Annotated in this window: 18 protein-coding genes; 6 read left to right on the forward strand and 12 right to left on the reverse strand. The window is 49.9% G+C overall.

Annotation, left to right across the window (positions count from 1 at the left end):
- Positions 1-152: 152 nt before the first annotated feature.
- The 5 genes from BMW93_RS11275 to BMW93_RS11295 all read right to left on the reverse strand — a co-directional run bounded on the left by BMW93_RS11275 (position 153) and on the right by BMW93_RS11295 (position 5321).
- Positions 153-818: a bifunctional 4-hydroxy-2-oxoglutarate aldolase/2-dehydro-3-deoxy-phosphogluconate aldolase gene (locus BMW93_RS11275; protein ID WP_090375442.1), complete on the reverse strand. Its 666-nt coding sequence runs from the start codon at positions 816-818 to the stop codon at positions 153-155.
- 17 nt (positions 819-835) lie between these two features.
- Positions 836-1831: a sugar kinase gene (locus tag BMW93_RS11280; RefSeq protein WP_090375444.1), complete on the reverse strand. Its 996-nt coding sequence runs from the start codon at positions 1829-1831 to the stop codon at positions 836-838.
- A 153-nt stretch (positions 1832-1984) separates the two neighbouring features.
- Positions 1985-3412 (reverse strand): glucuronate isomerase, encoded by a 1428-nt coding sequence (gene uxaC / locus BMW93_RS11285; protein ID WP_090375446.1) that lies wholly within the window; start codon positions 3410-3412, stop codon positions 1985-1987.
- Positions 3413-3429: 17 nt separating this feature from the next.
- Positions 3430-4617 (reverse strand): mannonate dehydratase, encoded by a 1188-nt coding sequence (gene uxuA / locus BMW93_RS11290; RefSeq protein ID WP_090375448.1) that lies wholly within the window; start codon positions 4615-4617, stop codon positions 3430-3432.
- 92 nt (positions 4618-4709) lie between these two features.
- Positions 4710-5321 (reverse strand): RNA polymerase sigma-70 factor, encoded by a 612-nt coding sequence (locus BMW93_RS11295; protein ID WP_090375449.1) that lies wholly within the window; start codon positions 5319-5321, stop codon positions 4710-4712.
- Between the two features lie 281 nt (positions 5322-5602).
- Between BMW93_RS11295 and BMW93_RS11300 the strand changes: the two genes are divergently transcribed.
- Positions 5603-6625 carry a LacI family DNA-binding transcriptional regulator gene (locus BMW93_RS11300; protein WP_090375451.1) on the forward strand — a complete coding sequence of 341 codons (1023 nt, stop codon included), beginning with the start codon at positions 5603-5605 and terminating at the stop codon, positions 6623-6625.
- A 10-nt stretch (positions 6626-6635) separates the two neighbouring features.
- Here the strand turns inward: BMW93_RS11300 and BMW93_RS11305 are convergent, their stop codons facing one another.
- Positions 6636-7916, reverse strand: coding sequence for a DUF349 domain-containing protein (locus BMW93_RS11305; RefSeq protein ID WP_090375453.1), 1281 nt, complete (start codon positions 7914-7916; stop codon positions 6636-6638).
- Positions 7917-7988: 72 nt separating this feature from the next.
- Between BMW93_RS11305 and ettA the strand changes: the two genes are divergently transcribed.
- From ettA to BMW93_RS11325, 4 genes are all read left to right on the forward strand, one after another.
- Positions 7989-9656: an energy-dependent translational throttle protein EttA gene (ettA, locus tag BMW93_RS11310; protein ID WP_090375455.1), complete on the forward strand. Its 1668-nt coding sequence runs from the start codon at positions 7989-7991 to the stop codon at positions 9654-9656.
- Between the two features lie 175 nt (positions 9657-9831).
- Positions 9832-11214: a UDP-N-acetylmuramate--L-alanine ligase gene (gene murC, locus BMW93_RS11315; RefSeq protein ID WP_090375457.1), complete on the forward strand. Its 1383-nt coding sequence runs from the start codon at positions 9832-9834 to the stop codon at positions 11212-11214.
- Between the two features lie 43 nt (positions 11215-11257).
- Positions 11258-11854 carry a TIGR00730 family Rossman fold protein gene (locus tag BMW93_RS11320; protein WP_090375459.1) on the forward strand — a complete coding sequence of 199 codons (597 nt, stop codon included), beginning with the start codon at positions 11258-11260 and terminating at the stop codon, positions 11852-11854.
- A gap of 16 nt (positions 11855-11870) precedes the next feature.
- Positions 11871-13448 (forward strand): OmpA family protein, encoded by a 1578-nt coding sequence (locus BMW93_RS11325; protein ID WP_090375461.1) that lies wholly within the window; start codon positions 11871-11873, stop codon positions 13446-13448.
- Here the strand turns inward: BMW93_RS11325 and BMW93_RS11330 are convergent.
- From BMW93_RS11330 to BMW93_RS11350, 5 genes are all read right to left on the reverse strand, one after another.
- Positions 13429-14625, reverse strand: a complete 1197-nt coding sequence (locus tag BMW93_RS11330; RefSeq protein ID WP_090375463.1) for an acyltransferase family protein — start codon at positions 14623-14625, stop codon at positions 13429-13431. The genes BMW93_RS11325 and BMW93_RS11330 overlap by 20 nt on opposite strands.
- Positions 14626-14714: 89 nt before the next feature.
- A complete protein-coding gene (locus tag BMW93_RS11335) occupies positions 14715-15890 on the reverse strand; it encodes an AraC family transcriptional regulator (protein ID WP_229240352.1) in 1176 nt (391 codons plus the stop codon).
- 75 nt (positions 15891-15965) lie between these two features.
- Entirely contained in the window at positions 15966-16577 is a 612-nt protein-coding gene (locus tag BMW93_RS11340; protein ID WP_090375466.1) for a cytochrome oxidase subunit III, read from the reverse strand.
- 88 nt (positions 16578-16665) lie between these two features.
- Positions 16666-17475: a 4-(cytidine 5'-diphospho)-2-C-methyl-D-erythritol kinase gene (gene ispE / locus BMW93_RS11345; protein ID WP_090375467.1), complete on the reverse strand. Its 810-nt coding sequence runs from the start codon at positions 17473-17475 to the stop codon at positions 16666-16668.
- Between the two features lie 24 nt (positions 17476-17499).
- The gene (locus BMW93_RS11350; protein ID WP_090375469.1) at positions 17500-18963 is read right to left on the reverse strand and encodes a M20/M25/M40 family metallo-hydrolase; all 1464 of its coding nucleotides are present in this window, start codon (positions 18961-18963) and stop codon (positions 17500-17502) included.
- Between the two features lie 305 nt (positions 18964-19268).
- On the opposite strand from BMW93_RS11350, the gene BMW93_RS11355 reads away from it, so the two are divergent.
- The gene (locus BMW93_RS11355; protein ID WP_090375471.1) at positions 19269-20753 is read left to right on the forward strand and encodes a xylulokinase; all 1485 of its coding nucleotides are present in this window, start codon (positions 19269-19271) and stop codon (positions 20751-20753) included.
- A gap of 72 nt (positions 20754-20825) precedes the next feature.
- On the opposite strand, the gene BMW93_RS11360 is transcribed toward BMW93_RS11355, so the two are convergent.
- The gene (locus BMW93_RS11360) at positions 20826-21161 is read right to left on the reverse strand and encodes a single-stranded DNA-binding protein (RefSeq protein WP_090375473.1); all 336 of its coding nucleotides are present in this window, start codon (positions 21159-21161) and stop codon (positions 20826-20828) included.
- Positions 21162-21444 lie beyond the last annotated feature (283 nt).

The raw sequence follows: 21444 nt of genomic DNA on the forward strand, positions 1-21444 counted from the left end.
CCTTAATGTAGAGCGCGATAAGCAAGGTCGACCCGACCTACATTTACGAACCGGGCAAGCCTCAGCTTGCAGTGCACTTTGATGAAACGCTGTCAGGCGGCGAAGTAATGATCGATTTCTCCACGCGCCTGAGCGATATTCTCGAATATTAATCAGCTATTCGCACGGAACTCCTTCACGAGCGCGATACTTTCCGCGACTTTCTGCTCGATCCAGGGATAATTTCCTTCTGCTACCACATCTTTCGGAAAGAGGTTTGAACCTAAACCAACCGCGTAAGCACCAGCCCCGAACCATTCGTTAATGCTTTCTTTGGTGGGCTGAACGCCGCCGGTTACCATGATTTTCACCTTCGGCATAGGCCCGCGGATCGCACGCACGAATGCGGAACCCACCACCTCGCCCGGGAATAGTTTTACTACTTCCGCGCCTGCTTGCTGCGCATTATATATTTCTGTCAATGTGGAAATGCCTGGAATCCAGGGAATACCGGCCTTCAAACATGCTGCGCCTACCGCCGGATTAAGGCAGGGCGTTACAATGAAATCGGTACCTGCATCGATGAATTTTTGCGCGGTTTCCGCGTCGTAAATGGTACCGATACCCAGCGAAAGGCCGGGCAGGCTTTCCTTTACATAAGCCAGAAGCTCCGTAAATACATTGTAAGCATTATCACCACGGTTGGTGAACTCGAATGCGCGCGCGCCGCCGCGGTATGCCGCATTGATCACCTCTTTGGCGATTTCAATATCTGCATGATAGAACAGCGGCAGTACGCCGACTTCGTTCAATAGTATCAGTGTTGTTTCTTTATCCATGATTGTTGGCCAGGTTGTTAACGTTTGATTCTTCCTGAGGTCTCTCCCTGACGGATGGCTTCCACTTCGGCGATCGTCGAGATCAATGCATCGCCTTCGATGGTGTGCTTCAATGCAGAAGCGGCCACCCCGAATTCGAGCGCCTTTTGCTGGTCATCGAAGGTAATGAGGCCGTGGATAAGGCCCGCGATGAATGCGTCGCCGCCGCCAACGCGGTCGATAATCGGGTTGATTTCGATGTCTTCCGTTTCGAGCAGCTCCTTGCCGTTCCACAAAAACGCCCTCAACAAGTTATGCGAAGCGCTGATCGACGTCCTTTTCGTATCCACCACCGTTTTCACTTGCGGGAAAGCCTTCTGTAAGTTGACGCAGGATTCGACAAAATCGTTTCCGTCGATGTCAAAAATCTCCTTGATATTGATGCTGTTGGCGATTACGACGTCTGTTCCGGCAGTCAGTTCTGGAAGAATGTCGGATGGCTTTTTGCCATATTTCCACAAATTGGCGCGATAAAAAATGTCTCCGGAGACGGTAATGCCCCGTTTACGGGCCGCTTTAATGCCGTCGAGCAACGCGTCCGCCGCTTCTTGCGACAATGCCGGGGTAATACCCGCCCAGTGAAACCATTTCGCATCTTTCAGGATATTGTCCCAATCCAACTCCTTCGGATCGATCGTCGCGAGCGATGAGTTCGCGCGGTCGTACACGATCTGGCTACCGCGCATGGCAGCACCGGTTTCGAGGAAATAAACGGCCATTCGCGGGCCTCCGAAAAGAATGTGCGATGTATCGACGCCATGAAAATGCAGGTACTGAGCCGCCGCACGTCCGATGGGCGAGTCAGGGAAACGGGTAACGTGCGCCGTGCTGTGTCCCCAATATGCCAATGCGGTCGAAACGTTCGCTTCGCCACCAGCATATGTTACATTCAATTGACGGGCTTGTTCAAAACGGGAAAAACCAGGAGTGGAAAGTCGCATAAGGACTTCCCCGAAGGATACTATCTGAGCCATATTTTAAACTATTGCCCGTTGGCCAAAGAATGAAGCTCCCTGACGGGCCATTGAAAAATGATTACGCGCCAAAATTACGTATTAACATTAAAATAGCCCACAACAAATGTCTGGGCTATTCCTTTTATTAGCGTATTTAAATTCGGATTTTACTCAAAAGCCAAAATATTTGTTGGCGTTGTTATACGAAATACCTTGCACCATCTTACCCAACCACTGGATATCGTTCGGCAATTCGCCATTTTCGACATCCTGGCCGATCAGGTTACACAGAATGCGACGGAAATACTCGTGACGCGGGTAAGAAAGGAAGCTACGCGAATCGGTAAGCATTCCCACGAAACGGCTTAACAAGCCCATATTCGAAAGCGCATTCATCTGCCGTTCCATACCATCCTTCTGATCGAGGAACCACCAACCGGAACCGAACTGCATTTTGCCGGCGACGGTACCGTCGTTGTAGTTGCCCGTCATCGTGGCCAATACTTCGTTATCGGCCGGATTGAGGTTATACAAAATCGTTTTCGCCAGTTGGTCCGTCGAATCAAGTTTGTTCAAAAATTTCGAAAGCGCCTGTGCCTGGCTGTAATCACCAATGGAATCCCAGCCGGTATCCGGGCCTAGCTCGCGGAGCATCCGCTCATTATTGTTACGTAATGCACCGAGGTGGAACTGCTGCGTCCAGCCTTTGGCATGATCCATTTTAGCCATTTCATACAATAGCACCGATTTGAATGCAAGTGTCTGGCTTGCAGAAGGTTTCTCGCCCCTCCATGCAGCTGCAAATGCCTCACGTGCCGCAGCCTCATCGAATTCCGCGTAAATATGCTCCAAACCGTGATCCGACAAGCGACCGCCCATGGAAGCGAAAAAGTCGTGGCGGTTCTGCAATGCGGCCAGCAATGCTTCGTAAGAAGTAATTTCCCCTACTTCCGCTGCCTGCGCCAGTTTGGCCAGATATTGTTTAAAATCCTCCGGCGACTCGATCAGCAGCATCGCCTTGTCCGGACGGAACGTCGGCAGCACGCGGATATCGAAACCGCTCTCGCTGATCGCGCTATGGTAATTGAGAGAGTCCGTTGGATCATCCGTCGTGCAGATTACCTTCACGTTCATGCGGTTCAGCAGGCTTTTCACCGAGTAATCCGGCTGGCGCAGCTTCGCAGAGCATTCTTCGTAAATCTCTCTTGCAGTACCTTTATTTAACAGGATATCGATGTCGAAATAACGGAGCAATTCGAGGTGCGTCCAGTGATAAAGCGGATTGCGCATCGTGTAGGGCACGGTAGCCGCCCATTGTTCGAACTTCTCCCAATCGCTCGCATCGCCGGTACAATACCGTTCGTTGATACCGTTCGCACGCATGGCCCGCCATTTGTAATGGTCGCCGTAGAGCCAGATCTGCGTCAGGTTATCAAACTGCTTGTCTTCCGCGATCTGGTCCGGCGGGAGATGGCAGTGGTAATCGATGATCGGCATTTCCTTCGCATAATCATGGTAAAGGATACGCGCAGTTTCCGAACGGAGGAGGAAATCTTCGGAAATGAAGGTCTTTTGTACAGCGGTGCTAATCGTTTCCATTCTCTTTCTTGTTACAATCACAAACTTCTTTCAATCCCATATTCGAGGCCGCGCAACTCTGCAAGCCCGCGCAGGCGCCCGATGGCCGTGTAACCCGGGTTGGTCCGCTTCGTTGCCGACAGGTCGTCGAGCATCCGGTGGCCGTGATCAGGACGGAAAGGCATTCTCAAATCGGTTCTACCTTCATTTTCGCGCCTTTTCTGCTCCAATACCAATGCCCGCATTACGCTGTACATATCCACGTCGCCATCGAGGTGATCAGCCTCGTAAAAACTGCCGTCGTGCTCGCGCTTGGTGGCGCGCAGGTGTATGAAATGAATGCGGTTGCCCAGCCTGTCGATTATTCCCGCCAGATCGTTGTCCGGCCTTACACCGTAGGACCCTGTACAGAAACAAATGCCGTTCGCCTGCTTATCATACGCTTTCAATAGCATCTCCGCGTCATTTTCGGTGCTTACCACACGTGGCAGGCCCAGGATCGGATAAGGTGGGTCGTCGGGGTGGATCGCTAACCGGACTCCCGCCTCTTCCGCCACCGGTCCGATGGCCTGGATGAACTGGTACAAATGCGTACGCAACTCAAAATCGCCGATATGCTCGTAAGTTTTCAAAACCTTCCGGAATTCTTCAACGGTAAAGCTTTCCTCCGAACCCGGCAGACCGGCGATGATATTACGGACGAGTTTTTCCTTCTCTTGCTCTGACGCCGTTTCAAGCCAAATTTTAGCAGCTCGCTTTTGCTCGTCCGTGTACAACTCCTCAGCCTCCGGCCTTTCTAAAAGATAAAGATCAAATGCGGCGAACTGCGTTGCATCGAAACGCAAACCGGTGGAGCCATCATGCATTGGCGCGTCCAGATCGGTGCGCGTCCAGTCGAGAATGGGCATAAAATTGTAACAAACAGTATCGATACCGCATTGCCCCAGGTTGCGGAGCGACTGCTGATAATGAAGGATATGTTTTTCAAAATCCCCGGAACGCGTCTTGATCGACTCGTGCACGGGCACGCTTTCCACGACCGACCACGTAAGGCCGGCGTCTTCGATCATTTTTTTACGCGCCTGAATTTCTGATACTTCCCAAATTTCTCCGTTGGGAATGTGATGTAATGCGGTTACGATTCCGGTTGCCCCGGCCTGACGGATATCCTGCAACGAAACAGGGTCGTTAGGCCCGAACCAACGCCAGGTTTGTTCTAATGCCATTGAGGTACTTCGGCTTCCGGTTTCCCATCGGCCAGGTTTAATTATTAACAAATTCTATTGACCACCGGCCATGGACCGCCGGAAGCCGTATCTTATGCTACCAGGCGATGCTCAGGTACGCGTTCCCGCAGGACTTTCAATGCACGGCTCATCTGCGTTTCTACCGTTTTAACCGAAATCTCCAGACGCTCCGCAATATCGCGGTAGCGGAGGCCTTCTTCCCGGCTGAGGCGGAAAATGAGCTGGCACTGCCGCGGCAACGCCTGGATGCAATCTTCTATATGCGAATAAAACTCGTTGTACGACAGTTCCTCGGCGGGCGAGAAATGGTCGGCGTGGCTCATATTCCATTGTACCGATTCCAGCGAATCCCGTTCATTCTGACGATGGATACGCAGTTTCAGGTAATCCAGCGCCTGGTTGCGTACAGCTCTGTAAATGTAAGCCTGAAAAGAAGTATGCACTTCAATCTGCTCACGATTTTTCCAAAGTTTCACAAATACATCGGATACCACTTCTTCCGCGATCTCCCGCGTAACCACCACGCGCATCGCATAATTGCAAAGCGAACGATAATGCCGTGTGAACAACTCGCGGAACGCATTATAATCACCGTTAGTCACCACTCTGCCAAACAGGGTTTCCAGTATACTTTTCTGAGAACAGGCTGATGGTAATGTACTGGCAAATGAGTTTGTCTCCATGTAAACTGAGCTAGGTTAATTATAGAAAATTTCCTGGAATTGTAGTGGTATTTAGCCCCTTGTCTTCGTCGATGATTTACCTAGTTTAAATACTCATTCGCTGATACACAAAAATAAATCTTGAAAAAAAGCAATAAATTTACGCAACCGTTCCCGGAACCGTTCCCATTCCCGCAATTTTTCCCGGAACTTTGTGCGGAAGCCAGTGACTTTGTGCAACATTGCCCGTTGGTGTATTTCTGAAGTTTTTTAGCAAGATTGTACTATTTCAATATGGCCCTATGAAAAAGGTTTCTATCACCATCAAAGAGATTGCAAGACAACTCGGCATTTCCAAATCGACCGTGTCGCGGGCGCTGCGCGACAGCAGTGAGATCAGTGAAGAAACCAAGCAAAAGGTGATCGACCTGGCCGAACAGCTCAACTATTACCCCAACCCTATTGCGATCAGTCTGCTCAAAAACCGCACGCAGACCATCGGTGTGATCGTGCCGGATATTGCCAACCGCTTTTACTCGTCGGCGATCGGGGGCGTGGAGGATATTGCTTACAGCCGCGGCTACCACACGATGATCTACCAAAGCCACGAATTGCTCGAAAGGGAGCGTTCGGCAACCCGGCATATTGCGTCGCGGAGGGTGGATGGCCTGGTGGTAGCGATTTCGAGCCAGTCGGAGAATATCGACCATTTCGCTTCCTTGCAGGAACAAGGCATCCCCGTCGTGTTCTTCGACCGCGTGAGCGACGCCATGCACACGCATAAGGTACGCGTGGACGACTACAAAGGCGCATTCGACGCGACGGAGCATTTGATCAAGAGAGGTTGCAGGCGCATTGCGCATATTGCGGGGCCAAAACCAGTGTCGATTACACGCTTCCGTCTGGAAGGATACAAAGATGCATTACGGAAATACGGGATCGAGTTCCAGGAGGAATGGGTGTTGCACAGCGAGATCACCCAGGCGGGCGGAACCGAGCGTACTTATCAATTAATGGCCCTCCGCGAGCGCCCCGACGCTATTTTCGGCGCGAGCGACCGCATTACGATGGGTATTCACTGGGCATTGCGGCAACTCGGCTACAAAATGCCCGACGACGTCGCGGTAGTGGGTTTTTGCGACATCGCCATGTCGTCGCTCCTCGATCCGCCGGTGAGCTCCGTCACACAGCCGTCGTTCGAAATGGGTCAGCAGGCGACTTCGCTGCTTTTGGACCTCATTGAAAGCAAAAATACCCCGGCCGAATTCGAGACCAGGGTATTGCAATCCAATTTGGTAATTAATAAGTCGTCCATGCGGCATTAGCCGCTAAGGATTAACCTGTTATAGCTTTCAATTTTCTTTCGAATTCAATGAGGATGCGCTCTTTCATCTGAACCTTGCGTTTCTGGATGTTGATGCGGCCTACGGCTTGCTTGTCCTGTTCAGGGTCGCCGGTAGCGGTACGGTCAAATTCCAGCTGTGCGAATTCCAGGTCGCTTTTCTCCCGTTTGGTAAGCCATTCGAGCTCACGGTATTTGGTACGGAGCTGCTCTTCGGGGCTTTTAAGATCGAAAGCGGGGTATTTCCGGCTGATCACACGTGCCAGATAGCTTAGCTCAAATATCTTGTCGCACACCATCCGGAATCTTTCGGCCAATTCCTTGTCTGCCAGCTTGAACGGGATCTTGATCTCCTTCCATTTGCTGAGCAATGCTTTGGCTTCCTGCGATGCCTCGATGATATCCGGCGATTTCAATAGCGTCTCCGCTTGCGCGAGCAACTTCTGCTGCTCTACGATACGCGGGTCGATGCGCACTTTCGGCTCGATGCCTTTGGCTGCATTATACTTGTCGTAGAACAGTTTAAGGAAGTGCCGGTACGCCTTATTGACTTTGAAAAAGCGTTTCGGCGGAACCTCTCCGATATTGTTCCACGCATTGCGTACATCTCTCGCTTTCTGATAGGCTTCGTCGAGATCTTTGGCGTAGCTAAGCGTTTTGGTGATTTTGATCAGCTTTTCGTATTCTTCTATACGGTGCTGGTTCAGCTTGTTCTGCTCGTCGAAATAATCACGACGGCGTTGGAAGAAATCATCAAGAATTTGCTGGAATGTGGTTTCAATTTCTTCCTGATACTCCTTGTCAACCGGCCCGGTACGGATCCATTTGGCTTTGATCTCCTGAATCTGGTCCGTAGCTGTGGCATAATCGGTGACAGCGGCGGCAACTTTCACATCTTCAATCAGCGCACGTTTGATTTCCAGGTTCTTGAGCTGGTTAACCTCGATCAGGCTTTTGAGATATTCTTCTTTTTCTTCGAGCCTTTTGAGCAATGGCACGAAATCGCCCAATGCATCAAAACTTTTCAACTTGCGCTGTAACTGGATCAGTTTGGTAAGATAGGAGCCCTTATTAAGTGCTTCATCTATTTCGCGTTCCAGCTGCTCTACTTTGTTCAGGACAATGTTAAAACGATTCTTGAAATAGTCAATCGCTTCCTGCTCAGTCCTTTTTACTTCTCCAATTTGCCGGTCGGGGAAATCCAGATACCCCTTTAAAAATACTTTGCTGTCTTTAACGTAGCCGTATTCATCATTCAATGTGGCATTTTCCATTCTTTCAATTTTTTTTATCTGCTAAGTGTAGGGATATATAACGATATTTGTTACGCACAAATTAAACAAAAAATGAGTAACGAAACCATTATTTTCTCAATGTCGGGAGTTAACAAAATCATTCCTCCCAACAGACATATTATTAAAAACATTTATTTATCCTTTTTCTATGGTGCCAAAATAGGCGTCCTCGGTCTGAACGGCTCCGGTAAATCGACGCTCCTCCGGGTCATCGCCGGCATCGACAAAGACATTCAGGGTGAGGTAGTTTTCTCCCCGGGCTACTCCGTCGGAATGCTCGAACAGGAACCGAAACTCGATCCCAACAAGACCGTTCGCGAAGTTGTAGAAGAAGGTGTACAAGAAATTGTAAATCTATTGAAAGAATTCGACGAGATCAATGAAGCGTTCGGTGCGGAAGACGCAGATTTCGACAAATTGCTGGAAAGACAAGGCGAAGTGCAGGAAAAACTCGACGCATCCGATGCATGGAACCTCGACAACCGCCTCGAAATCGCGATGGACGCACTACGTTGCCCGCCTTCGGACACCTTAATCTCGACACTTTCGGGTGGAGAAAAACGCCGGGTCGCGTTGTGCCGCCTCCTGCTGCGTCAGCCGGATGTACTTTTACTGGATGAACCTACCAACCACCTCGACGCCGAATCGGTACTCTGGCTCGAAGAACATTTGAGACAATATAAAGGAACCGTTATCGCCGTTACCCACGACCGCTATTTCCTCGACAACGTAGCCGGCTGGATCCTAGAACTCGACCGCGGCGAGGGTATTCCGTGGAAAGGCAACTATACATCCTGGCTGGAACAAAAGCAGGAGCGCCTGAAAAAAGAAGAAAAGACCGAGTCGAAACGCCAGAAAACATTGCAGCGGGAGTTGGAATGGGTTCGTTTGGCGCCAAAAGCACGCCAGGCCAAATCCAAGGCCAGGTTGGGGGCTTATGAACGATTACTCAGCGAGGAAGGTAAAGAGAAAGAAGAGAAATTGGAAATCTTCATTCCTTCGGGCCCAAGGCTTGGGAACAAGGTGATCGAAGCACATAATGTATCGATGGGCTTCGGCGACCGGCTGCTTTATGAAAACCTCAGCTTTGCATTGCCGCCAAATGGTATCGTAGGCATTATCGGGCCGAACGGCGCCGGTAAAACCACCCTGTTTAAACTCATTACCGGCCAGCTGAAACCGCTGACGGGCCATTTCGATGTAGGTGAGACTGTGCAGCTCGCCTATGTGGACCAGGAACACGACAACCTCGATCCTAACAAGACCGTATATCAAAGTGTTTCGGACGGCAACGACTGGATCATGCTCGGGGGCAAGCAGTCGAATGCGCGTGCGTACGTGAGCCGCTTCAACTTCGGCGGCGGCGACCAGGAGAAAAAGGTCGGAACGCTTTCCGGTGGTGAACGCAACCGCGTACACCTTGCGATGACGTTGAAGGAAGGTGGTAATCTCCTCCTACTCGATGAGCCAACCAACGACCTGGACGTGAATACGCTTCGGGCGTTGGAAGAAGGCCTCGAAAACTTCGCTGGCTGTGCGGTGATCATTTCCCACGACCGTTGGTTCCTCGACCGCGTCGCAACCCACATTCTGGCATTCGAAGGCGATTCGCAGGTTTACTGGTTTGAAGGAAACTTCTCCGAATACGAAGAAAACCGTCGTAAAAGGCTCGGTACCGACGCCACTCCGACCCGGATCAAATACAAAAAGCTGGCATAGTCTGTCCAACTTTACCATTTAAAAAGTGCTTGCCTACACGGGCAGGCATTTTTTAAATGCGCACAGCAAAAATATCACCTTCGCGAAAGAAGCCGGGAAATAAGGAAGGAAACAGGACTTGCCCGAAGGCCAATTCTTGCTAACTTTCGAACGGAATCAGTTTTTAGAATTGTCAATGAGTCAATCTTCATCTTTGCATAAAATACATTTCATTTCGATTGGCGGCAGCGTCATGCACAATCTGGCCATCGAACTACATTTAAAAGGATTCATTGTGACAGGATCGGATGATGAAATCTATGAGCCATCGTCCAGTCGCCTCGCACAATATGACCTGCTTCCGCCTGTTACGGGATGGTTTCCGGAAAAAATCACTTCCGACCTGGAAGCTGTGATTCTCGGCATGCACGCCAGGCAGGATAACCCCGAGCTCGCGAAAGCGAAAGAGTTGGGGATCAAAGTGTATTCGTACCCTGAATATATTTTTGAGCAAAGCCAGGACAAACAACGCGTGGTAATCGCCGGTAGCCATGGAAAAACGACCATTACTTCGATGGTACTCCATGTTTTGAAATACAATAAAAGGAATTTCAACTACCTGGTCGGCGCGCAGATCGAGGGCTTCGATAATATGGTGAAGCTTTCCGAGAATGCTCCGCTGATCGTGATCGAAGGCGATGAATACTTCACTTCTCCCATCGACCCGACACCGAAATTCATCCATTACCAGCCGCATATTGCGCTGATCAGCGGTATTGCATGGGACCATTTCAATGTATTCCCGACCTGGGAATCGTACGTGAAGCAGTTCGAACTGCTGGCAGATTCCCTGCCGAAAGCCGGTGCGATCATCTTTGACGAAACCGACGATATGCTGGATGTGATCGGACAAAAAGGCCGTCCGGATGTTACCAGCACTCCTTATAATGTACATCCTCACCGGATCGAGGATAACCGGACGATACTGATCACCGCAGAGCAGGGTGAAGTTCCGGTACTTGTTTTCGGAAGCCACAATATGAAAAATATCAGCGGCGCACGCGAGGTATGCGAGCGGCTGGGCATAACCGACGAGCAGTTTTACCAGGCTATCCGCACCTTCAAGGGCGCGTCGAAAAGGCTGGAATTGCTGGGAACAAATGAAACCGCGAACGTATACCGCGATTTCGCTCATGCGCCTTCGAAGGTGGAAGCGACGACCAATGCATTGAAAGAACAGTTCCCTAACCGTACGCTGGTGGCCTGCGCGGAGCTGCATACATTCAGCAGCCTCAATAAAGGGTTTTTATCCCAATACCGCCGCAAGCTGAAAGCCGCCGATGTGGCAGTGGTATATTTCAATCCGTTGACTTTGGAACACAAACGGCTCGAAAGCCTCTCGGAAGAAGATATCAGAACGGCATTCAAGCGCGACGACCTGAAAGTATTTACCAATTCGGCCGAACTCGAAACATTTTTGAGATCGCTGAACTGGAAAGATGCGAACCTGCTGCTGATGAGCTCCGGCACATTCGGCGACATTGACCTTAAAAAACTGGCTGCGGATATTCTGGCATAACCTGCCGGAATATGTTGCCTTCAAACCTATATCCGACCATCCGATGCAATCCATAGTTGTATACTGCGGTTCAAATCCGGGAAAGAAAGCGCTGTATGCCGAAGCCGCCTACGAATTGGGTGTGGCATTGGCAAAGCAAAACATCAAACTCATTTACGGCGGCGGCAATATGGGCCTCATGGGCCGCGTTGCCGATGGCGCGATAGACAATGCCGGTTTTGTGACGGGCATTATCCCTAATTTCCTGGCCAAGCTGGAAGTGGCGCACAAGACATTGTCGGAACTGCATTTCGTGGAAACGATGCACGAGCGCAAGGCCAAAATGGTATCCATGTCCGACGGCGTGATTGCATTACCCGGCGGCTACGGTACTTTCGACGAACTTTTCGAAATCCTGACCTGGGCGCAGCTTCGCATATTCCACGGGCCGGTCGGGCTTTTGAACGTCAACGGATTTTACGATCTTTTGCTTTTGCAACTCGATAAAATGGTGGAGGAAGGCTTTTTACGGGCTGATAACCGCTCACTTTTGGTGGTTGCAGGAGATCCCGCAACGCTCCTTGAAAAAATGGAAGCCTTCCGTTCGCAAAACGCGGAAAATAAGCCGTTGGACGGGTCGTTGTATGTAGATAAAAACTAGCCATCCTGTCAGAACAATGCGTGCTTTCTGCCTATTAGCCATTACGGTCGCCACCTCCATTTGCGCCTACGCGCAGCTGGAAAATCTCGGAAAATCGGTCAATACCGAATACAACGAAATCAGTCCGATCATTTCCCCCGACGGCAAAACGATCTATTTTTCCCGGGTAAGCCATCCGCAGAACACGCATGGGCCGAAAGGCAGCCAGGATATCTGGTTTTCGGAACTCAAAGCAGACAAATGGACGCCTGCACGAAGGCTTCCATCGCCGCTCAACAAAGAGGATTACAACAGCCTTTACAGCATTACCCCTGATGGTAACACCCTGTTGATAAAAGGAGCCTACAAAAACGGCGCCTACGAGACCCGGGGGTTTTCAACCAGTAAAAAAACAACAAGAGGCTGGTCCGCACCGGCCAAGCTGGATATTCCGGGTTATACCAAACTCAGCAAGGGCCAGTTCGACTGCGGATACCTTTCCAATGACGGTAAAACACTGGTCATGTCTTTCAGCGAGAAGAAAAACAGCAAAGTCGACGATTTGTATGTCAGTTTTAAACAAAAGGACGGAACCTGGTCGAAACCTTTGAACCTCGGTGCTGAAATCAACACGGAAGCTTTTACTGAAACCACCCCGTTCCTCGCGCCCGATGGTGTGACGCTCTATTTTTCCAGCGACCGGAAAGGTGGACAAGGCAGTAACGACATTTATTACAGCAAGCGCATCGACAAATCCTGGAAAAGATGGAGCAGGCCCGTCAACCTCGGCGCGGCCATCAATACCGACGGTTACGACGCCTACTACACCATTTCAGCATTGGGCGATTTCGCCTACATGGTTTCTTTCAAAGACACGGAAGGCAAAGGCGACATTGTCCGTTACAACCTGCAACCCAAACCTTCGGCGGACTCGACCGAGGCTCCGATAGCTGCCGTCGTACCTCCGTCTGACCCGGTGGTCATGATCAGTGGCAAAGTAATCGATTCCAAAACCGGCAAGCCTGTTGAGGCAACCATCATTTACGAAGACCTTACCACAGGCGAGGAAGTAGGAACAGCCACAACAAACCCTACCACTGGCGAATACAAGCTTGTGCTGCCGTACGGCAACAAATACAGCTGGCGGGCCGTCGCGCCCAATTTCATCGCGGAAGGGGAAAATATCGACCTGACCGACTCCACCAGCAATGGTAACAAAGGCTTCAAAGAAATCGCCAACAAATCGCTGAAACTGATCCCGATTGAAGAAGGCCAGATCGTGCGGCTTAACAATATCTTTTTTGCAACCGGAAAATCCACGCTCCGCGAGGAATCGTTCCCCGAGCTGAACCGCATTGCCATTTCCATGGACGAGAACAAGACGCTCGCCATCGAGCTGGGCGGGCACACCGATAATACCGGTAGTGCCGAATTCAACATCGATCTTTCCCAAAAACGGGCCGACGCCGTTCGCGAATACCTGATCGGCAAAGGCATCGAACCCGATCGCATTGCCAGCAAGGGCTACGGCGAAACCAAGCCTGTCGCTAAAAATGACACACCCGAAGGCCAGCAACAGAACCGCCGCGTGGAATTCAAGATATTGAAGAAATAGGCACCACCGGTTCGCTTTTCCGTCGCTTTACCACTTTCATTCCAAACAACACCCGCAGGACATTACTCCGTCGGATCAGGAAATGGTATGTCCCGAGGCAAATCACGAATGTGGCCACACATAGGTAAAGGAACTTCACAAACCAATGCACCGGTGCATTGATCAGCGGGTAAGCGAGGCAAATGATCACGGTCTGATGCAGGATGTAGAATGGGTACACCGCCTCGTTGGCATATTTCAGAAATGGATTGGTGAATTGAAGATAGGTATACCCATACCCGAATATCGACAGCAGGATGCACCATGCATTAGTCGTCTTGATGATGTCATAAACAAGCCATTGCGTGGCATCCATATCTCTTTCTACGGTCCAATAGAATGCATACAGCGCAATGGTAAGCGTAATCCAAATGCCTAACGTCAGGCGCCGGTACTTTTGAAGCGTATCCCAAAAGCGTGTTTGCGTACAGAGCACGAAGCCGGTCACGAAAAGCGTAAAATCGTGGAAATGCTCATTCCAGTCCCGCACCAGATTATGCGTGGTTGGAAAATGCTCGGCCAGCAGCACACTCCCACTAACATGCCAAAGGACCGGCAGGGCAATCAAAGCCCAGGGATTGGCGAAAAATGCGGCCAAACGCCGCGTAAAGCTGACATTACGCCGCACCAAAAGCAATAACGGAAGGCCCACCAGCGAATAGCAAAAGATATACACCAGGTACCACAAATGGTGCCAGCTGAAACTTCCCTGCGGATAGGGCACGAAATCGAATACGGTTTTGTAAAAATCCCCGTACCCGTAAGTCTGCCCTTGTGTAAGCCGTTCGAAAAAGATTTGCGGCGGCACGATCACGAACATCCCGAAAAGAAGCGGTATGAAAATACGTACGAAACGCTCTTTCAGGAAAGCAGCCGGCCCACGATTCCCCAATGCGAAATACACGCCCGCGCCTGAGATCATAAACAGCAGCGACATTCTCCATTGACTACTGAACCGCATCGGCCATTCGATGGCGTGTGTTACGACATTGTTTTTAATGTGCCAATCCCAATGATTGAAAAACATTCCGACGTGAAAGAATATCAGGATTCCGAATGCGATAACACGTAACCAGTCGAGATCGTACCGGCGGATATTGGTGGCTGCGGGATGAAATTGGTCGGGCTTTGTTTCCATGACAAATCGTTTTGAGTGATGCCCAAAACTAGGAACCGGGACAGGTATAAAACGACCGTTCTGATCCGTTCGAAGTTCTTCCCGATAAGTCAGAACTTCTGGCTAGCCTGCTTTTTGCGGTATTCGGAGGGTGTGGAGCCGGTTATTTTCCGGAAAGCCGTATTGAATGCAGATTTTGAATTATACCCGACCATCTGCCCGATCTCCTCGATTTTGATATATGCATTACCCTCGTCGGCCAGTAACCGCTGCGCTTCCTGAATGCGGTATGCGCCGAGAAAGTCGAAAAAGCTTTGCTTCAACTCCTCGTTGAGTATTTGAGACAAATGGTGGGTTGACACGCCAAGCCTTTTGGAAAGCAGCGGCAGGGAAAAACCGGGATCGAGAAATGGCTTTTCGGCCAGCATGACCGCTTGCAGCTTGCCCAGCGTCGCAGATTGTATTTCCTGGGTTAATGAAGATTTTTCGTATTTCCGGGCCGTCCGCTCGTTCGCCTCGTGGAAGAATAACGACCTTCTTAACACTGTAAAGCTGATAATATAGATGATCAGCGAGATGAATGCGGCGATGATATGGTCGCCCAGATCGTGCCGGAAGGAAATCCGCACGATAAAGAAAACCAGTATTAGGAATGTCAGTTGCAAAGACATATCCCTGAACCAGGTAAGCGAGCTTTTTTCACCCGTAAAAAACGGAATCCCACGTTCTTTGAATGCCCTGGCAAGAAACCAGAAACCTGCCACACTGTAAATGACCATACTTGCGAACGTGAGGTCGTTGATATGCCATTTCGGGTAAAACATCCAGTCGCTGCCATATGCTGTGGCCGTAAGGCTTTCCAGTTCAGGGTGGAAAGAGCCAATGTTCGCATTGTATTTGAATGCCAGGCTTTGGGGGTATATGAGCACGCACATGTATGCGAGGTACACGACCGAAGGGAGGAAATGCAGCCATGCGCGCCTGGAAATGCGTTGGTTTATGCCTGTTTTAGTATATAAAAATGCGGTCGGGGCCATCAGCAGATTCAGCGGCTCGCTGAAATCGACCAACCATAGCACACGGAACATGTAATTGGTATATCCTAACCAGACATCACTGATAATGACCGACATGGCCAGAATCAGTATTCCCAAAAACAGGTTGGCACGGTTGCTACCTTTTGCATGCGAAAGGAAAACATATGCCAGTATCAACCCCTGCACACAACCCAGCAGAATGAACAAGGAAAAAAGGTCGGTACGGATCGGAGGCGAAGCTGGGATCATGTTGTTACATCTCGGATTCCAAATATACGAATTCGGAAATGTAATTGCGGGAAGTTACAACCTGGGAGCGGGCGTTCAGTAAAGTACAATCAGGAAAATAAATACCACCAGCCAGAGTGCGCCGGTAAAATGCCAGTAGCGTGTGAAGAGCCTGATACGCAGCCGGTTCGGCGGATTAACGCTGTAAACGAACGAATCCACATAACTCTTGTTCTTGATTGCTTTTCTGAATAAGTAGCTCAAATACAACACACCACCCATCATATGAAGGAGGTGCAGGCCGGTCAACAGGTAAATAAATCCCTCGGAAGTATTGACACCGCTGAAAACCCCGGAATTAACCATTTCCATCCATCCGCCTGTCTGCAACATGATGAAAATGAACCCGAGCAGGAGTGTTGCCCCCAGAAATACCCGGTAATGCAGGAAACGTTCATTGGTAAAAGCGAGGTTTGCCTCGTGAAGTGTGATGCTACTGAACAGAATGACCAGTGTACTCAGCCAGAACATATCCGGCAATGCCACGAGATGGGCCGTTTCTTTGTGGGCACGCAAGAGGAAAATGACGAAGATCGAGGTAAAAAGCACTGAGCTACCTGCAACCCCTAACCAAAGCATAAAGCCAAGCGGCTCGCGACGTTTGGTGAAAGGATTTTCGGTTTGCTTAGTTGTGTGCTTCGGACTCATCTCCCAATCATTGATATCTTCGAAAAGCGCAATTCAAAGTGAATATAACGACTATTTTACACCTTAATACATAACCCGAAGGTTAAATTTACTTAAGAAAACCCTGCCACACGCGAAATTCAGGGAAATGCTGTTTCACATTTTGTTCCTGCCCGAAAATGCCGAACAGCGTTGATCCCGAACCGCTCATGGCTGCGTACTCCGCACCGAGGCCGTACAATTTTTCTTTTACTTCCCCCAAAAGAGGGTATTTTTCAAAGAGCGTTGCTTCAAAATCGTTCTGCACACGGCCTTTCCATTCTTTAATAGGCTCCCGAAGTATATTACGTAAATTTTCGGTGCTTCGTTTCGCGACGACGCCGGAATATGCTTCAACGGTAGAGATATGGATTCCCGGATTCACGAGCGCAATCCATTTCCCTGCAATGTTAATATCTATTGTCTCGAACCGGTCGCCTTTTTCGAAGCAGTACATCGGCTTGTTGCGGACAAAAAAGGCGCAATCACTGCCGATAAGTCTGGCATATTTCTCTTGATCATCCACGGAAATGTCCAGACCGAACAGCTGGTTCAGCGCTTTGATTGTAAAAGCAGCATCCGCCGACCCTCCGCCAAGCCCCGCGCCGATGGGAACTGTTTTCAATAAATGAATTTTGACCGGAGGCAGATTGTAATCCTTCCTGAGCAATTCATATGCTTTTGCACAAAGGTTGTCGCTTGCATTACCCGGGATAGCGATCCCGTCGGAATGAAACGAAAAAGTCTCCGCCAAAGTCACTTCCAAAGCATCCGACCAACCAACAGGGTAAAAACAGGACTCGATGTTATGAAACCCGTCCGGGCGCTTTTCGACGATATTTAAACCGATATTGATCTTGGCATTCGGAAATACTAGCATTCTATTTTCAATTGCGGCTCATGGCTACTGTTCCCAGCGCCACTCCTGGCCGATAATCAGTTCTTCTTTCAATCCCTGTGATATCAGGTAATCGCGGGTTTTCTGGTCCGACAGCTTCTTAACTGCGATATTCTCGGCATTGGACAATGCGTACAGGTACATCGAGGCAATACGCACGGTATTTTCCAGCTGATCTTTGTTCACCAAGCTGAAATCATCGCAATCTGCATGATAGCATTGCAAAACATTCGGATCGAGGTGCCCGGACAACCCGGCGATCGGAACGCCTTCCAGCATAAATGGCTGATGATCGCTGTGCAAACCTGCCCTGTTAGTGGTTTCATTCTTATAGTCGCTGTCAACGGAGCGGATCGCCTGGCCGATCATTGCAAAGAATTCTGTCATTTCATCGCGCCCGAATGTATTGGCCCCGTTCGGATCGTTGGTCATATCGAGGTTCATCATATACGACACTTTGTCGATCGTCCCGGACTTTTTAAGCTCGCTTACAAAATGCTTTGACCCCAGCAGCCCTTGTTCCTCTCCCATGAACAGCACGAACTGGATCGTCCGCTCGGGCTTCACTTTCAACGCCTTGAATGCCCTCGCCACATCGATCACGGCAAAAGACCCGATTCCATTGTCGATCGCTCCGGTAGCCAGGTCCCAGGAATCGAGGTGGCCACCGATAATGATTTTCTCATCCGATTTTCCTTTCAGCGTTGCAATCACGTTGCGGGCTTTAATCGGCTTCGATATGTTGTGCATATCGATATGCGCTTCCAGCGGGCCTTCATCCTGAATCCATTTCCGGATTTCGTGGCCACTTTCATTGGATATGCAAACAGCAGGAATAGAAATAATAGCCCCTGTAACCGATGCCGTTCCGGTAAGCAAAATCTTACCCGGCGCGCCATTGACCATGATCATTCCCTTCGCACCGTATTTAATAGCCAACGCCGTCTTTTCTGACCGGTGCAGGTTCTTTTTGCCGGTTACGCCTACCAGGTTGATGTTGGCCATCGCAATTTTGCCCTTAACCTTATCTTTCAGGGCCAGAAAGTCTTCTTCCAAACCATTGCCGACATCTACAATTTCACCTTGTAAGTTGGACTCGACAGGCGAATGCGCAAGGGAAACAACGGGAACATCACGAAAATTATCACTGCTGCCGGGTGCGATGGATAGTGTTACCGTGTCGCGCATCCAGGCTTCCACTTCGAAGGGTTGATAAACCACATCGGTGAAGCCGTAGCTTTTCAAAAGCTTGAACGCATATTCCTCAGCCTTTTCCCCATTCACGCTTCCGGTAAGCCGGTGACCGATGGTTTTGGTCGCATCCCCAAGCGTTGCGTAGGCTTTACTGTTCTCCCTGATTTCCCTGTCGAGGCGCGAGAACTGTTTCTCCCATTTTTTATCGACGGGGCGAAACTCGGAAAACAACAAAAACAAACCACCAATGAGAACGACTTGTACAACTTTCTTCATAATTCCCGATAAAGGATGTCAGCAACTCGAAATTTTCCCCAAATATCGCATAGATATTTGACCTCTTGCAAGATAAACACAAAGGAGACCCTAAAATCAACCCTTTAGTTTCATCGCGTCATTAATATACCCAATTTCCGACTATCTGGCATCACTTTCCCGTATGTGCCCAATACATTAATATTTAAGTGTAAAAATTACACTTAATATGTTTCTTTTCTTAAAGTTATTTGAACATTTTTGTACTTTTTAGCACTTATATTTAAACATCGAAGCACTTTAAATCAAAATAATCATATTTCGCAATGTATTTCCTTGGATTCGATTTAGGCAGTTCGTCCGTCAAAGCTTGTTTGATTCACGCAGATACCGGGGCAGTTGCCGCCTCCGCATTCTATCCTGAAAGGGAAATGACCATTGCAGCCCCCAAGCCGGGCTTCGCCGAACAGCAGCCTCAGATGTGGTGGGAAAACGCATGCCTGGCTTCTCAGGCCGTTATCAAAAAAGCCAATGTTTCCCCCGACGAAGTGGGCGCGATCGGCATATCCTACCAGATGCACGGGCTCGTGGTAGTGGATGAAAACCTGAACGTGCTCCGCCCATCCATCATCTGGTGCGACAGCCGCGCCGTGGAGGTCGGTAACCAGGCGATGGAAGCATTGGGTGAGGAATATGTACTGCCTCACTTGCTTAATTCGCCGGGCAACTTCACCGCTTCCAAGCTGGGCTGGGTGAAACAAAACGAACCTGAGGTTTATGCAAAGGTCCATAAGTTTATGCTTCCCGGCGATTACCTCGCCGCGCGCATGACAGGTGAGGTCGTAACGACACCATCCGGCCTTTCCGAAGGTATATTCTGGGATTTCGTCAACCAACGCCCGGCCGATTTTCTGTTCGACCATTTCGGGTTCAGCCATAATATTCTTCCCGATGTACTCCCAACCTTCGCAGAGCAGGGCAAAGTAACTGCTTCCGCCGCTGCCGAACTGGGCTTGCGCGCAGGCATTCCCGTCACATACCGTGCGGGCGACCAACCTAACAACGCCTTTTCACTTAACGTACTCGAACCAGGCGAAGTAGCTGCGACCGCCGGTACTTCCGGAGTTGTTTACGGCGTGAGCGACCAGATCAAATTCGATCCTAAATCCCGCGTGAACACATTCCTGCACGTAAACCCCATTACTTCGGCATCGCGTTACGGCGTGTTGCTGTGCGTGAACGGGACCGGAAGCCTGAATGGCTGGCTACGCAACGCGCTATTCCAGGGCAATATCTCTTACCCCGAAATGAACAATCTCGCCGCGCAAGCGCCGGTAGGATCGGACGGCCTGTTCTGTCTTCCATTTGGTAACGGAGCCGAGCGCATGCTTGAAAACCAGGACCCGGGGAGCACATTCAAAGGGCTGCAATTCAGCCGCCACGGACTCAGCCACTTCACGCGGGCGTCACAGGAAGGCATTGTTTTTGCACTCTATTACGGCATGGAAATCATGGAAACAGTAGGTGTATCCCTTAAAAACATCCGCGCCGGCGAAGCCAACATGTTCCTCAGCCCTGTTTTCAGGGAAACGTTTGCCAATGTTTCCGGCGCTACCGTCGAACTTTATAATACCGATGGCGCACAGGGAGCCGCCCGCGCTGCCGGCTTCGGGCTCGGGTATTACAAAAACCGTGAAGAGGCGTTCGTGGGTCTTACCGCATTACGGACCATCGAGCCAGATTCAAATCTCGTACAAGCTACGCGTGAGGCTTACGGCAACTGGAAAGCCACACTTGAAAAGAGCCTTTAATAGCATGAAGGCCTCATGTCAAACCACGCATGAGGCCTGCTGCTACCGACGCATTCGCATTGCCGCAAACGCTCATACCACCGCCTCCTGCTTTTTCTGGATTTCTTCTACCTTATGTGCCGTCACTTCCGCACGCCGCACTGTGTGGTTATCTTTGTCGACATACTGCCGGTAGGTTATTTTGCCTTCGATTGAAACCATTTTACCCGTCGTGAGGAATGTCTCACAGCGTTGTGCCAGTTCGCGCCACACGACTACCGTGTGCCAGACCGTATTCTTGACCTCTTCCTTATTCTTGTTCACATAACCTTCGTCGGTTGCCAGTGAAAAGCTGAGCATTTTACCGCCTTCAAATTCCTTCACGTTGATTTCGCGGCCTACATTTCCGATTAGTTTTACCGAGTTCATTTTTGCAAATGTTTAGATGATGAATACTGATGCCGGAATAGCTAATGTGAACCGGCAATGCAAAGGTGTAGTGAACGGAACAACGGAGTCGGTTTTTAAGCGCTTATAAAGGCAACTATATACCAGTTGGGACAAGACAGCCAGACACCACGCCTTTGCCTCACAAAGGTGGTTGACGGAATTTGAAGGAGTCGGCTGTTAGTCGTTTATAATCGGATATAAGCGTTTGCAAACGGATCGTGTCACCAACCGGATAATAAAATTATTTCTACATTATTTTGGA

The organism is Dyadobacter sp. SG02 (genome assembly GCF_900109045.1).
Classification (GTDB): domain Bacteria; phylum Bacteroidota; class Bacteroidia; order Cytophagales; family Spirosomataceae; genus Dyadobacter.